A 14,693-nucleotide genomic window follows, 5' to 3' on the forward strand; every position below is an offset into this window, starting at 1 on the left:
TCAGTCGCCTCGTCGGGCCAGCAGCCAGTCGATGGCGTTGACGATGCGTATGCCGTCTTCTGTCACGCCGGCGCTGTAATGGTCGAGCGTGATGACGATGCGGGGGAACGCGTCGGTGAGCGCTTCGAGCGGACGCAGCTCGCGCGCCCGCGTCTGCTCCTCCAGCATGCTCAGCGTGACTTGGATGTACATTTTCTCCGATCCGCGCCGTGCGACGAAATCGATCTCCAGGTCGTCGAAGGTGCCGATGGTGACGTCGTATCCGCGGGAGCGCAGTTCGCGGAACACCGCGCATTCCAGCTGTGCTCCTAGGTCCCGTCCGGAGAATCCGGTCATCAGGTTGCGCAATCCGGTGTCCGCGGGGTAGAACTTGCGCTGCGGTCGCAACAGGGTCTTGCCTTGCAATCCCGTTTGCTCCGCTTCGTACAGCAGATATGATTTGACGATGGCAGAGGCGAGGCTGTCCACGCTGGGGCCATTGGTTTTGGTGCCCATGCTGGTCAGTGTGTTGGCGATTTTCCGGGCTGAGAACAGCGTTCCCGATGTGGCGCACAGATAACGGCCGAGGACTTCCAGCGTATGGAGGTCGCGTATGGCGAAGCGCTGCGCCACGTCCTTGAATAGGATCGACTGGTAGATGCCGCGCAATTCGTTGGAGATGCTTTGCTCGCCGCGGTCCGCCAACGCGAATAGTCCCGGCATGCCTCCGAAGCGGAGGAAGTCGTTGAACCGCGAGGTTTCATCGGTATGCTGCTCGTGCAGCGGGGGGAAGGCGGTGTATTCGGCGAACGACAGCGGATATACGGGTATCTCGAAGTATCGGCCGGTCAGTTGCGTCGCCAGTTCGCCGGAAAGCAGCCGCGCGTTGGAACCGGTGATATAGACGTCGGTCTTCGCCCGCGTGTGCAGGCGGCGCACGAGGTGCTCCCAGCCGTCGATATCCTGGATCTCGTCAAGGAACACGTGGAACCAGGAGTCGGGATCGGCTTGTTCGAGGGCGTTGTCGATGTCGTTCTGGAGGTCGGCCACTGAGTAGTCCAGCGGCGTTCCGTAGTCGTCTAACCGTTTGAAGAATATGTTGCGGGGTTCGACGCCTTGGTCGCGTGCAAGTTGATCCGCGAACATGGCCAGTATCGAGGATTTGCCGCAGCGGCGGATGCCGACCAGCACCTTGATGTCGGGCGTGTGCCATTGCCGGCTGAGCTGGTCGAGATAGGTCGGCCTGTCGATGAGCTGTGCTCCTGATGTGTCCTTTGCCATGCGACCTCCTATATGTCAATTGTGTTTGTTGACGTATCCTCCAAGTGTATTGATGCAAAATATAGTTTGCAAATTAATGTATATTGATATATTTTGCAAACTACATTTTATATAATGCGTCCAGATGTGCTTCGGCCTAGGTCTCCATTCGCGAGAGCATGACCAACCTCTTTGTCATGCTGAGCGGAAGTGCGGTTATTTCCCCTGTCATGCTGAGTGGAGGCGCAGTCGGAGTCGAAGCATCTCAACGCGGTTCAGGGATTCTTCGACTCGCTGCGCTCGCTCAGAATGACAGTGGGGATGCCTCTTGCTCAGCTGTTCTTCATGACGATGTTGTCGATGACGCCGGCGACTTCCTCGCAGGTGTCGATGCAGGTTTCGAGCTGTTCGAACACCTCGTGCCAAGCGAAGACCTCCATCGGGTCCCCGCCGGTGGTGTGCAGCGTGCGCATGGATTTGACGAACAGCGCGTCGGCCTCCTGCTCGATGTGGTTGATCTCGAAGACGAGATTGCGCAGCTTCTTGACCTTCTTGAAGTGCCGCATATGCTCGACGAGCTTGGCCACCGACTTGCAGGACTTGCGCAGCAGACCGGCCAGTTCGATCGCCTCGGGGCGCATCTCCTGGATGTTGTCGTAATACATGCGGTGCAGCACGCCCTCGATGTCATCGGTCATGTCGTCGAGCCGCCCGCTGAGCAGGGTGATGTCCTCCCGGTCGATGGGCGTGATGAACGCGGTGACCAGTGCGTCCACCAAGCCGTGGCGCACGCTGTCGGCGGCCTGCTCGATCTCATGCATCCGGCCGATCTGCTCCTCGAGCCCCTCCGGCTGGAAGTCATGCATCAGCTCGTCGAGCATCGTGGCGGCCCTCGTCGCGTACTGCGCGCTTTCATTGAAGGAATCGAAATAGAAGGAGTCCTTGATCTTCGCCATCGCGACCGGTCCTTTCATTGACTGGATAATGACAATGATAAAACGTTTGAATCCTGGATATCGAAGTCGTCAGAACACCATGATGAACAGCTTGGCCATGACGAAGCTGATCAGGCCGCAGCCGGGGAAGGTGAACACCCAGGTGAGCATCATGTCCTTGACGACTCCGAAGTTGATCGCGGACAGGCGGCGGACCGCGCCCACGCCCATGATGGCGCTCGTCTTGGTGTGCGTCGTCGAGACGGGGATGCCCAGCAGCGTCATGATGAGCAGGCACAAGGCGCTCGACATATCGGCGGAGAAACCTTGGAACTTCTCGAGCTTGACCATGTCCTGCCCGACCGATTTGATGATGCGCTCGCCGCCCACGCTGGTGCCCACGCCCATGATCACGGAGCACAGCAGCATCAGCCACACCGGGATCAGCACGCCGGACACGCTGGTCTGGCCGTTGCAGAACGCCATGCCGAGGAACAGCACGCCGATGAACTTCTGCCCGTCCTGCGCGCCGTGCATGAAACTCATGGCGGCGGCGCCCGCGATCTGCGCGTATCGGAAGAATCCGTTGGTGCGCCGGCGGTCGAGTCCGGCGCAGACCAGTGTGACGAGCTTGCACACCAGCCAGCCGATGCCGAAGCCGAACAGCAGGCTCGCCGCCAGGCCGTAGAGCACCTTGACCCATTCGCCCATATTGATGCCGGCGATGCCGCCCTGGATGGCGATCGCCGCGCCGGACAGGCCTGCGATCAGGCTGTGGCTTTCCGAGGTGGGGATGCCGAAGCGCGCGGCGGCGACGCTATAGATCACGATCGAGAACAGCGCCGCGCACAGCGCGACGAGCGCCGCCTGGCTGTCGCCGCCGAAATCGACCATATTGGAGATCGTGGAGGCGACCGAGGCGTTGATCTGCGTCATGATGAACACGCCGAGAAAATTGAACACGGCCGCCATGATGATGGCGGAGCGCACCCGCATGCATCGGGTCGTCACGCAGGTGGCGATGGCGTTGGGTGCGTCGGTCCAGCCGTTGACGAAGATCACGCCGAGCGTCAGCAAAGTGGTCACCAGCAATGCGGGATTGGACAGCACCTGCTGGATGAAATGCATCATCGATACGTCCACGGGGTCGTTCACACTCCTCGGCCTTCTCCATCGAACACCATGAGTCTACCCGAATGTCTCCTCCAAAACGACGTAGTCGGCGTTGGCGTGCCGTAACCGCGTTACGTTGCGCCAACGCCGTCGTATTATGCGAGTGCGTCAGGGCATCGTCAGTCCGGCCTCGGCGAGGCTGGAGACGATAAGCGACTGGGTGTCCTCGATGCGGTCCTGACTGGGCACCTCGACGAGCAGCCCGCGTGTGCGGTAGAGATCGAGCAGCGGCGCCGTCTTGGCCTCGTATGTGGCCAGACGGGCGCGGATGGCCTCGGGATTGTCGTCGGCCCGCCCTTCGAGGGCGATGCGCTCGTTGATGCGTGCGATCAGCACGTCCGGATCGGCCAGCAGGGCCACCGCCGCGTCGAGGGCGTGGCCATGGCGTTCCATCAGAGCGTCCAGTGCGTTCACTTGGTTGACGGTGCGCGGATATCCGTCGAGGATCCATCCGTTGGCGCAGTCCGGCTCGATGAGTCGGTCGGCCACCACTTGGTCGGTCAGCTCGTCGGGCACGAGGCCGCCGGTGTGGATGATGTCCTTGATCTGCGCGCCCAGCGGGGTCTCGCGCGCGATGTTGTCCCGGAACACATCCCCCGTGGAAATATGCGGAATGCCCAGCCTTGTTGCCAGTAGTTTGGCCTGAGTGCCCTTGCCGACTCCCTGCGGTCCCATCATCAACAGTCGCATATGCGTGCCTCCTTGCGTTCCATGCCCGACGTCGATGTCGCGGCATTGCACTCATTTATAGCAGCTTGCGGCGGTGTGCCGCGCAATCGACGCGCACCGCTACCATGGGAGGCATGGCAGAGCAGACATCGCAGGCGGGCGCGCAGACCCAGCAGAACCAGCAAAATCAAGCAGACGCATACGACGACGAACTCATCGCGACCTTCGAACGCTGGACCCCGATCGACGACGATTTCGACGCGGCCGTCGCGGCCGGATGCCCCCGCGAGCTGGCGGAGGGCATCAAGGCGAACCGATACCAAGGCGCGATGTTCGATCTATCGCGCACCGCATATTGGCATGATCCCGAGGGAATCGACGTCATCTCGGACATCGCCTACCTTCCCGACGGCGAACCCGACGCGGGCGATGTGCGCTCCCATCGGCTCGACCTCTATATTCCGCACGAGGCGTTCGTGCGCGGCGGCAAGACCACTCCCGTCTACATCGACATCCACGGCGGCGGGTTCCTCTATGGCGCCAAGGAATTGAACCGCAACTTCAACACGCATCTGGCGGCCGAGGGCTTCGCCGTATTCTCGTTGAACTACACGCTCGCCCCCGGCGCTCCGCTGACCGGGCAGCTCGCCGATATCCAGGCCGCGCTCAAGTGGATCAAAGCACATATGGATGAGTATCCGGTCGATCCGGCCTCCGTTTTCATCACCGGAGACTCCGCTGGCGCGGCCCTGTCGCTTTACACGCTCGCCATCGAGAACTCGCCCGCGGCCGCCGCGGCATTCAGCATCGAAGAGGCCTCCGGCATCGGGTTCAAGGGCGGCGCGCTGATTTCCGGCGTGTTCGACCTGAGTGCGCCATCCGCCGCCGGTGCCGCCGGGAACTCGCTCAATCCGGAGGACTACTTCAACTCCCGTCTGCGTTTGGGGGAGTCGCTCGGCGACCGCTTCTTCGCCGGGCTCGAAGCCGCCGATCCCGCTTTCCTCACGCCCGAGGGCATCACGGCGCATGTGCCGCTGCCGCCGCTGTTCCTCAACACCAGCAGCGACGACTTCATCCAGCACGAGACGCTGGCGCTCGCCGCCGCGCTCGCGCGCAAGGGCGCCGATTTCGAGGTGCATGACTGGAAGACCGAGCCCGGGCAGACACTGGGGCATGTGTTCCCAGTGGCCATGACGTGGCTGGAGGAAAGCCAGCGTGTGCTCGCCGACATCCGCCGCTTCACCTACGCGCGTCTGCGCGCGGCATGAGAGAGCACGAAAAGGAAAGAGACATCATATGCAGCGTCCCATCATGACCACCCGGTCCTTCCTCATGCGCCCCGGCGCGTCCGCCGGCCCCGGCGACGAGGAGACGGTGGTCGATCTGGTCGACACGCTCGAGGCGAACCGCGCGCGTTGCGTGGGTATGGCCGCGAACATGATCGGCGTGAGCAAACGCATCATCGCCTTCGTCGACGACGATCTGGGCGGCAGGATCACGGTGATGCTCAATCCCGTGATCACCGCCGCCGACGGCGAATACGAGACGACCGAAGGCTGCCTGTCGCTTGAGGGCGAGCGCCGCACGCGCCGCGCCCGTCGCATCGAGGTGCGCTATCAGGACCGGCGTCTCCGGGAGCACCACGCCACCTTCACCGGATGGACCGCGCAGATCATCCAGCACGAGGTCGATCACTGCGAGGGCGTCGTAATCTGAAATCAAACGAACCATATGAACGCATATGAACACATATGAACACATACGAACAAAGGAGCTGATATGACCACGGCAGTGCTGGTCTTCCACCCGAATCTGACCGCCTCGAAGGCGAACCGCGCGCTGGCGGAGGCGACGCAACAGGCCGCCGCCGAAGGCGCGGATATCATCGTGCGCGATGAATACGCGGCCTATTCCGACGGCCGCGTCGATGTGTCCGCCGAGCAGGAACTGCTGGAGAATGCCGACCGCATCGTGCTGCAATTCCCGGTGTGGTGGTATTCCGCCCCGCCGCTGCTCAAGTCGTGGCTCGACGAGGTGCTCGCCTTCGGCTGGGCCTATGGTCCGGGCGGCGAGGCCCTGCGCGGCAAGGAGATCGCCGTGGCCGTGACGGCCGGCGGCGGCCATGACGAATACGAGCTCGACGGGCCGCATAAGTGCACGATGGAGGATGTGCTCACGCCCTACCGCGCCACCGCCGAATATGTCGGCGCGCGTTGGGGGCGGCATTTCGCCGTGTATGGCGTCGACGAGAATGTCACGACCGCGATGATCGAGGCCGCGGCGCGTGAGTACCGCGACTATCTCGCCGGCTGACGGCTGGACCGCGGTGCGGTGCGCGGGAATATAGCTGATATGGACGAGCGGCCGGGCGGATCACGACGATCCGTCCGGCCGCTCGCATATGGCTTTTTATGGCCGCTATGGCCGTAACTCTATTCGGCGAATCTCACACGCCGGCCGCGTCAAGCGCCTGCTTGAGATCGGCGATGATGTCGGCCGCATTCTCCAGGCCGCAGCTCAGGCGCACGAGGTCGATGCCGACGCCGGCCTCCTCAAGCTGCTCCTCCGTGAGCTGGCGGTGCGTGGTGCCGGCCGGGTAGAGCGTGCAGCTGCGCGCATCGGCCACATGCGTGGCGATCGAGACCATCTTGAGGTGGTCGAGGAACGAGGCGACCTTCTCGCGGCCGCCCGGCACGCCGAAGGAGATCACGCCGCAGGTGCCGTTCGGCATGTACTTTTCGGCCAGCGCATGATACTTGTCGCTGGGCAGTCCCGGATAGTTGACCCACGAGATGCGCGGATCGGAGGCGAGGAACTCCGCCACCTTCTGACCGTTCTCGCAATGGCGGGCCATGCGCAGCGCCAGGGACTCCAGATGCATGCCCATGATCCACGAATTGATCGGTGCCGGCGTGGAGCCGAAGTCGCGCATGAGCTGCGCGGTGACCTTGGTGATGTAGGCGGCGGGGCCGAAGTCCTTCGCGTAGGTCACGCCGTGATAGGAGTCGTCCGGCGTGGTCAGCCCCGGGAACTTGTCGGCATGCGCCATCCAATCGAAGTTGCCCGAGTCGACGATCGCGCCGCCCACGCACGAGCCGTGGCCGTCCATGTACTTGGTGGTCGCATGCGTGACGATGTCGACGCCGAATTCGAACGGACGACAGTTGATCGGCGTGGGGAAGGTGTTGTCGACGATGAACGGCACGCTGTGGCGATGCGCGGCCTTGGCGAACTTCTCGAAGTCGAGCACAATCAGCGCCGGGTTGGCGATCGACTCGCCGAACACGGCCTTGGTGTTCGGGCGGAACGCGGCCTCGAGCTCCTCCTCGGTGCAGTCGGGGGAGACGAAGGTCGCCTCGATGCCCATCTTGGCCATCGTCACATTGATGAGGTTGAAGGTGCCGCCGTAGATCGCGGAGGAAGCGACGATATGGTCGCCCGCATTGCAGATGTTGAACAGCGCGAAGAAGTTCGCCGCTTGGCCCGAGCTGGTGAGCATCGCGGCCGCGCCGCCCTCGAGCTCGCAGATCTTCGCGGCGATGGTGTCGTTCGTCGGGTTTTGCAGGCGCGTATAGAAATAGCCGGATTCCGTCAGGTCGAACAGGCGGCTCATCTGCTCGCTCGACGTGTATTTGAATGTGGTGGCCTGGATGATCGGAGGGGTTCGGGACTCCCCGTTGCCCGGCTGGTAGCCGCCCTGCACGCAGGTGGTGTCGATCCGTTCGCTCATGCGCTGCTCCTTCGTTGCGTTTGTATACGACCCTTGGGTTTGCGGACAAGCCCACTGTACCCGTGCGGACGGTCGGGCACGCGGGTGTCGTCCGGGCGGCGGAATATCCGCGATATCATCGTCTGATGAGCAGTGAGAACGAAGCGGACGGAATCCGACAGACCCCGCGTGGTGTGGCGGCGACCTTGGTGTCCGCCGTGGTGTATGGCATGTTTCCGTTGTATTGGGCGGCGCTGGCCTCCGTGTCGTCGATGAATGTGATGCTCTACCGCATCCTGACCGCCGCCGTCGTGATGGCGCTGTTCATGCTCGTCACCCGCCGTTGGCGTCCGTTCGTTGCGCATGTGCGCGCGATGTGGCGCACGCCGCGCGTCTTCTGGATGTCGGTGGCCGCCGCCGTGCTCGTCACCATCGATTGGGTGGCCTATATCTACCTGGTGTCGCTCGGGCGCACCTCCGAGGCCTCCGCCGGAGGCTTCCTGCTGCCGCTGATCAGCATGTTCTTCGCGCTGGTGTTGTTGCGCGAACGCGTCAGTCGGCTTGGCGCGGCCGCGATGGCGGTCGCGTTGCTGGGATGCGTGCTCTATGTGATCGACACGGGGACGTTCCCGACGATCGCGTTCATCATGGTGCTCAGTTATTCGGGCTACTGCCTGATCAAACGCTTCGTGCCGCTCGATGCCTTCGAGTCCCTGACCTTCGAGACGGGTGTGCTCGCGCCCTTCGCGCTGGTGGCGCTCGCCGTGCAGCCGCGCATGGGCGTGCCCGTGGGAGAGCCGTGGTGGGTGTGGGCGCTGCTGGCCGGCTGCGGCGTGGTCACGGCGATCCCGCTGGTGCTCACCTCCTATGCGGTCAAGCACGCGACCTTCCTCATGGTCAGCTTCAGCCAGTTCATCACCCCGACGATCCAGCTGTTCCTGGGGATCTGGGTGCTGGGGGAGCAGGTGCCGGCGCACCGGTTCGTCTCCTTCGGCGTGATCTGGGCGGCGCTGGTGCTGTATTCGCTGGATCTGGCGCGGCAGGCGCGTGCGGTGCCGCGCGCCGCACGCTGAGTCGGTTGCTTGGGCTCGGCTGGCTGAACACGGCGTTTCCGTAGTATTTCGTAGCGTTTTCCCCGGGTGTGCGGCATTGCGACACGCGGATAGTTAGATGATTTGACATATTAAATCAATCCATTTTATTATTAAGGCAACGAACGGGGCGCAACGCCTCGTCGGGAGCAGTAACGAACCGCGCAAGCAAAGGAGCAACCCATGGGTCTGTGGGACATCGACAAGATTGAGTACGTCGGCCGCGACAAGGGACCGAAGGAGGGCCTGGCCTTCCATTACTACGACGCCGACAAGGTCGTCGCCGGCAAGAAGATGAAGGACTGGCTGCGCTTTGGCGTCGCCTGGTGGCACACCTTCGACCAGGAGCTGGTCGATCCCTTCGGCACCGGCACCGCGCAGCGCCCGTGGTATGGCAAGTACTCCAACCCGATGGACGAGGCCCTGGCCAAGGTCGACTACGCCTTCGAGTTCTTCACCAAGCTCGGCGCCGAGTTCTTCTGCTTCCATGACCGCGACATCGCGCCCGAGGGCGACACCCTGCGCGAGACCAACGCCAACCTCGACAAGGTCGTGGACAAGATCGAGGAGAACATGAAGTCCACCGGCGTCAAGCTGCTGTGGAACACCTCCTCCCTGTTCACCAACCCGCGCTTCGTCTCCGGCGCCTCCACCTCGCCGTTCGCCGACATCTACGCCTATGCCGGCGGCCAGCTCAAGCATTCGCTGGAGATCGCCAAGCGCCTCGGCGCCGAGAACTACGTGTTCTGGGGCGGCCGCGAAGGCTATGAGAACCTGTGGAACACGCAGATGAAGCGCGAGCAGGAGCATATGGCCAACTTCTTCCACATGTGCCATGAGTATGCCCAGGAGATCGGCCTGGATGCGCAGTTCCTCATCGAGCCGAAGGCCAAGGAACCCACGATGCACCAGTACGACTTCGACGCCGCCACCGCCATCGCCTTCCTCAAGACCTATGACATCGACTTCATGAAGCTCAACCTCGAGGGCAACCACGCCAACCTCGCCGGCCACAGCTACCAGCATGAGATCCGCACCGCCCGCGAGGCCGGCTACCTCGGCTCGCTCGACGCCAACCAGGGCGACAAGCTCATCGGCTGGGACATGGACGAGTTCCCGACCGACCTCTATGAGACCTCCACCGTGATGTGGGAGGTGCTCGACGAGGGCTCCATCGGCCCGAAGGGCGGCCTGAACTTCGACGCCAAGCCGCGCCGCACCTCCTTCTATGCCGAGGATCTGTTCCGCTCGCACATCGCGGGCATGGACTCCTTCGCCGCCGGCCTGCTCGTGGCCGATAAGATGCACCAGGACCACTTCATCGAGGACCTGCAGGCCGAGCGTTATGCCTCCTACAACGAGGGCATCGGCAAGAAGATCGACGACAAGGCGACTTCGCTCGCGGAGCTCGAGGAATACTCCCTCGACATCCCGCAGGCCAAGCTCATCGAGGCAACCAAGTCCGATCACCTCGAGTCCGTCAAGGCCACGATCAACAACTACATTGTCGACGCCCTGGCCGCTGCCTGAGCGCTGACCGACTGAAGGATTCCTTCCTCCTTTCCTCCTCCTTCCAGCAGGCGAACCGCCCAAGGCCTTGTGCCGCAGGCGGTTCGCCTGTATTGTGGCGTTTAATCTTTCTTTTTATGTCTTCTTCTGCCTGATCTATGGGGCCGCATCTGTGTATTCAGGTCGATGGAGTGGCAAGCGATGTGATGTTGCTTTGCTGTCAATAAGCTCCGCTGTCGCATGGCCGGTGTTGTCGTTTGCCGCTTGAGGCGGTAAGCTCTGCACGGAAGTTTGCAAATTGTCGTTTTGTGCATGTCCTTTGGTTTGCAAACTGTTGTTTCAGACATGTTTTTGGGTTTGCAAACTGCGTATTTTAGGGCTTATATTGGTTTGCATATTGCAATCGGTGATGTGGGACAAGGTGATGAAAGTGTTGCGGCGCAAGGCGTATAGTCAGATGGAGTCTTGGAAGCGATACAAAACCAAGCAGGCTTTGCTGGTTGACGGTGCGCGACAAGTGGGCAAGACTTTTCTGATTCGGCAGTTCGGCGGCGCTCACTACAGGCATGTCGTCGAATTGAATCTGTTGGAGGATGTTGAGGCCCGCGATGCGTTGGCGACGGCGGGCAATACTGCCGAACTGTTTCTGCGCATCAGCGCCTTCGCCCGTCAGCCATTGATTCCCGGCGAGACCTTGATCTTCCTGGATGAGGTGCAGGCCTGCCCGAATGTCATCACCATGATTAAATTCCTGTGCGAACGGCAGGATTATGACTATGTGTTGTCGGGCTCCATGCTTGGCGTCGAGATGAAGAATGTCCGCTCGCTGCCCGTCGGATATCTCATGACGATGACCATGCATCCGCTTGATTTCGAGGAATTCACATGGGCGGCTGGCGTCGGCGGCGAGGTCTGGGATGCAGTGCGACGCGCGTATTCACAGGGGGAGGCGGTGGACGATTATGTGCACCGTCGACTGTTGCAGCTGTTTCACCAATATTTGATCTGCGGCGGCATGCCGGATGTGGTGCAGACATATTTCGATACCAATGACATTCAGCGTACGCGCGCTCTCCAGGGCGGTATCGCGCGGATGTACAGGGAGGATATCTCAAAATATGCCGGCGAGCGTGCCCGCACGGTGAAGCGTATTTTCGACCTTATCCCCAGCGAATTGAACGACCAGAACAAACGCTTCGTCATCAAGGACATCGAGGGGCAATCTCGGATGAACCGCTATGACAACGATTTCCTGTGGTTGTCCGATGCGAATGTGGCCTTGCCCGTATACAACGTGGATGAACCACGGTATCCATTGATGTTGGCGATGAACTCGACCAAGTTCAAACTGTTCATGGCGGATGTAGGACTGCTGACGTATGAGTGTGGGTTGGATGTCGTCCGCTCGTTGATGGTGGATCGCGCCGATATCAACTACGGAGCCATCTATGAGAATGCAGTGGCCCAAGAGCTAGCCGCACATGGGCATAGGTTGTTCTTCTTTAAGAACAGGAACATCGGTGAACTTGATTTTCTTATCGAACAGGAGGGGCGTGTGGTGCCGATTGAAGTCAAGTCCGGCAAATCATACAAGCGGCATAGCGCATTGAACAACGCCTTGGCGACCCCGAACTATGGCATTGAGCGTGCGATTGTGCTCAGCGAAGCGAACGTTTCCTCGCAGGGGCCTGTGCGGTATCTGCCCGTATATATGACCGGATTGTTCGAAGGAGGGCGCCGCGCCCTGGGCTCTGAATGAGAGTTCCTTCCGTCTCTAGTTTTTAGCGGCTTACAAGGACCGGAATCCGAGAGGTGGGGCGTCTGGTTCCAGATGCTTGAGATAAGCCTGTGAAGGGGAGTGTGTTGGCGTCCATTTCGAGCGACGCCGCTATGAACACAGCCGCGCTGTCCGTCATGCTGGTGGCTGAGGGACTGCTTGTGCTTTCCTATGCCCTGCGCATCGCACCCCGAGATACTTCGATCGCGCCTGCTGATCCGTCGTCCGTGGCGTAGCGCCAACGACCTTATGATGTGGTGGAGGCCGTCGTCCTCCGCCGGGCATGAGGAGGATGACGACGAGAGACGGTCCGATTGTGGAACGAAGGGAGATTCCGATGCCGTTGTTCGTTGAGGTGGTGTTCTGCGCGGTTCTGGGCGTCGCGTGTCTGGTGGGCGGGCTTGTGCTCGGATTCCTGCCGATGAAGTCCGACATGATGACGGAAACGCAGACGAAGGTTTCGCAGATGGTCGGCTTCCTCATCGCCGTCGTGTTCATCATGCTGATGGTCACTGGTCTGGACGCCGAATCGTGGGCGATGCTCATCGGCGTGGTGCTCGGCTATGCGATCGGCAAGATTCCGCCGCTGCATCGTTGGGTCGTGGGCCGCTGGATGTTCTTCCAGCCCAAGGAGACCAAGCGCCGTCGATGAGTGGGACGACGTCTGACGCTTGCTTGAAAAATTGGAAAGTGGCAGCAGACACCCTGATTCACGTTGGAAAAGTGGCAACCCAGCGGTAAATTTGTGTTGTAAAACGTGATTCGCCGTTGCCATGTTCAAGCGAAAGGCCCTGCAAATACTGGAATCTTGACATATGGCAGGGTTGTTCGCCAACAAGTAAACGATATGAGGGGCCACGCGCCGTTGCGTGGCCCCATCGTTATGCGGCTATATATGGCGCGGCTCAGTAGCGGTTCGCGCCCTCGCCCTCCCAGTTGACGGTGAAGCCGCGGTGATAGTGCAGGAACATGTCGGCGCCGTAGCGGTCGACCGGGCGGTGCGTGAAGAGCATGCGGATCGCGAACGCGGTCTGCACGTCCTCGGGCAGCGCCATGAACGCCGCATGCGCGTCCCAGTAGGGGTTCATGCAGATCGCGGCGTCCGGCACATAGGCGTAGCCGTAGCCATCCTCGTTCACGTAGCCCATGAACGGCAGGTCCCAGGCGTTGTGGCGGGTCAGTTCCGCCTTGAAGTCCTCGACCTTGGCGAGCTCCGCGTCGCTGATGCCGAACCCCTTGGCCACCGTGTTGGCGGCGGCGGTCTTGGCGGCGGCGTCCTTGCCGAACATTTCGAGATTGACGGTGATGGTCTTGTTGTCAGCCATATCGATCCTTTCCAATCAATTGAAACGAACAATATTTATGTTCTTTATAGAGGGTTGATTATGTTCGTTTTCTCTGTATTACTTCCTGTTTTCTCGGACATCTGCGTGATGTTTGATGGATACCTTAGCACTGTCTTGCCTACTGGAATGACGAAAATACGGCAGTTCCAGCTTTGTTAACGCGGCTGTAATCAGATTGGTTCGATTTGTTCCGATGTTCGTAAGCATGTTCATTTCTTTGTTAGAACAAACATCTATTGTGTTTGAGGCTGGGGAAAATTGAACATCGATGTTCTCTTCTCCGGGCGTGTCGTGCCTTATGCGACATATACATGCAACGACGCTTCGGTCGCAGATGCCGCAATCGCCTGGAATGCGATTGATGAATTCGACTTATGCCAAAGCTGACGAGTCCACGGTTAACGGCGATGCCTCGGTAAGTTGACCGATGCGGCACACTTGTACCCGTCTTCGTGACGGTTAATGATGACTTCATCTTCTGGTGGCGATTCCGGTAAATACGGGCGGCAATAGCGGCATGATGCTCGAGATTCCGTATCCGTATAACCTCGGACTTGGCCAGTCCGTTGTCAATGTGGTTGCGGGCGGTTGCAGCCTTCGTTTCCTCAGTCGTGGCGTCTGTATGCCTTGCCCATGGCCGCGTCCTTTTCGTTGACTCTATGCGGCATGATCCATTTCGGGTGGTGTGCGTCGGCGTCGCAAACCGACGGGCGAGTGCCTTGTAATCCGTGCTCATCGTTTTCCGCGCCCACGCTGCTGTTTTCTCCACGATGACACAAACTCCACGGTGCGGTAAACGTCATTTCGGCTATATTCCGCCATTTTGCGAATTGCCGCACAGTGGGGTTTACATCACCGTGGAGATAACGTCACCGTGGAGGCAATGATTGCGGAGCTTCGATTGCCGCGTAACGCCACGACACGCCGGTGTGGGAAGAAATCTAATCCATTTTTCGCGGTTGAGAGGCGGTAATCTGGAGTTTGGGACGTGCGAAGAGGTATTTTCGACACGCCGAGCGAAGCTTGTTGTTTCAACGGTTTTCGCAATTGTGAGCGCTCTCGGTTTGCGTGAATTCCGAGTTGCGTGTAAGTTAATCCCTTGCTGCCGCTCAGCAAGCGGTTCTCCTCCGGAGAGCTGGTGAGTTGGGTGAGTGGTGGTGGTTTGAGAACTCAAGAGTGTGTTTGTACTACTTCTTTATAGTCAATGATTGCCAGTTCACTGGCCGCCCGCCTTTGGGTGGGTAA

Annotated in this window: 14 protein-coding genes; 8 read left to right on the forward strand and 6 right to left on the reverse strand. The window is 60.4% G+C overall.

What is annotated here, in order from left to right; all coding sequences use genetic code 11:
* The 4 genes from AC1AUD_RS12025 to AC1AUD_RS12040 all read right to left on the reverse strand — a co-directional run bounded on the left by AC1AUD_RS12025 (nt 1) and on the right by AC1AUD_RS12040 (nt 4,037).
* Nucleotides 1-1,260 (reverse strand): ATP-binding protein, encoded by a 1,260-nt coding sequence (locus AC1AUD_RS12025; RefSeq protein ID WP_476574615.1) that lies wholly within the window; start codon nt 1,258-1,260, stop codon nt 1-3.
* A gap of 311 nt (nt 1,261-1,571) precedes the next feature.
* On the reverse strand, nt 1,572-2,213 hold the full coding sequence (locus tag AC1AUD_RS12030; RefSeq protein ID WP_476574616.1) for a DUF47 domain-containing protein: 642 nt from the start codon (nt 2,211-2,213) through the stop codon (nt 1,572-1,574).
* Between the two features lie 51 nt (nt 2,214-2,264).
* On the reverse strand, nt 2,265-3,317 hold the full coding sequence (locus AC1AUD_RS12035; RefSeq protein WP_476574630.1) for an inorganic phosphate transporter: 1,053 nt from the start codon (nt 3,315-3,317) through the stop codon (nt 2,265-2,267).
* Between the two features lie 138 nt (nt 3,318-3,455).
* Nucleotides 3,456-4,037 (reverse strand): adenylate kinase, encoded by a 582-nt coding sequence (locus AC1AUD_RS12040; RefSeq protein ID WP_476574617.1) that lies wholly within the window; start codon nt 4,035-4,037, stop codon nt 3,456-3,458.
* Between the two features lie 113 nt (nt 4,038-4,150).
* Between AC1AUD_RS12040 and AC1AUD_RS12045 the strand changes: the two genes are divergently transcribed.
* From AC1AUD_RS12045 to AC1AUD_RS12055, 3 genes are all read left to right on the forward strand, one after another.
* Nucleotides 4,151-5,284, forward strand: coding sequence for an alpha/beta hydrolase (locus AC1AUD_RS12045; protein WP_476574618.1), 1,134 nt, complete (start codon nt 4,151-4,153; stop codon nt 5,282-5,284).
* A gap of 28 nt (nt 5,285-5,312) precedes the next feature.
* A complete protein-coding gene (locus AC1AUD_RS12050) occupies nt 5,313-5,732 on the forward strand; it encodes a peptide deformylase (protein ID WP_476574619.1) in 420 nt (139 codons plus the stop codon).
* Between the two features lie 63 nt (nt 5,733-5,795).
* Complete coding sequence (locus AC1AUD_RS12055; RefSeq protein WP_476574620.1) at nt 5,796-6,329, forward strand: NAD(P)H-dependent oxidoreductase; 534 nt, start codon at nt 5,796-5,798, stop codon at nt 6,327-6,329.
* A 133-nt stretch (nt 6,330-6,462) separates the two neighbouring features.
* On the opposite strand, the gene AC1AUD_RS12060 is transcribed toward AC1AUD_RS12055, so the two are convergent.
* Nucleotides 6,463-7,746, reverse strand: coding sequence for an O-acetylhomoserine aminocarboxypropyltransferase/cysteine synthase family protein (locus tag AC1AUD_RS12060; protein WP_476574621.1), 1,284 nt, complete (start codon nt 7,744-7,746; stop codon nt 6,463-6,465).
* Nucleotides 7,747-7,871: 125 nt separating this feature from the next.
* Here AC1AUD_RS12060 and AC1AUD_RS12065 point away from each other — a divergent pair, with 125 nt between their 5' ends.
* The 5 genes from AC1AUD_RS12065 (at nt 7,872) to AC1AUD_RS12085 (ending at nt 12,754) form a co-directional block, all read left to right on the forward strand.
* On the forward strand, nt 7,872-8,798 hold the full coding sequence (locus tag AC1AUD_RS12065; RefSeq protein ID WP_476574622.1) for an EamA family transporter: 927 nt from the start codon (nt 7,872-7,874) through the stop codon (nt 8,796-8,798).
* Nucleotides 8,799-8,999: 201 nt separating this feature from the next.
* Complete coding sequence (gene xylA / locus AC1AUD_RS12070; RefSeq protein WP_476574623.1) at nt 9,000-10,346, forward strand: xylose isomerase; 1,347 nt, start codon at nt 9,000-9,002, stop codon at nt 10,344-10,346.
* Between the two features lie 388 nt (nt 10,347-10,734).
* Complete coding sequence (locus AC1AUD_RS12075) at nt 10,735-12,084, forward strand: ATP-binding protein (protein WP_476574631.1); 1,350 nt, start codon at nt 10,735-10,737, stop codon at nt 12,082-12,084.
* Between the two features lie 104 nt (nt 12,085-12,188).
* Complete coding sequence (locus AC1AUD_RS12080; protein WP_476574624.1) at nt 12,189-12,338, forward strand: hypothetical protein; 150 nt, start codon at nt 12,189-12,191, stop codon at nt 12,336-12,338.
* Nucleotides 12,339-12,439: 101 nt separating this feature from the next.
* A complete protein-coding gene (locus AC1AUD_RS12085; protein WP_476574625.1) occupies nt 12,440-12,754 on the forward strand; it encodes a hypothetical protein in 315 nt (104 codons plus the stop codon).
* Between the two features lie 253 nt (nt 12,755-13,007).
* On the opposite strand, the gene AC1AUD_RS12090 is transcribed toward AC1AUD_RS12085, so the two are convergent.
* Nucleotides 13,008-13,427 (reverse strand): glycerophosphodiester phosphodiesterase, encoded by a 420-nt coding sequence (locus tag AC1AUD_RS12090; RefSeq protein ID WP_476574626.1) that lies wholly within the window; start codon nt 13,425-13,427, stop codon nt 13,008-13,010.
* Between the last annotated feature and the right edge of the window lie 1,266 nt (nt 13,428-14,693).

The sequence above is a fragment of the Bifidobacterium sp. LH_730 genome, from assembly GCF_056355835.1.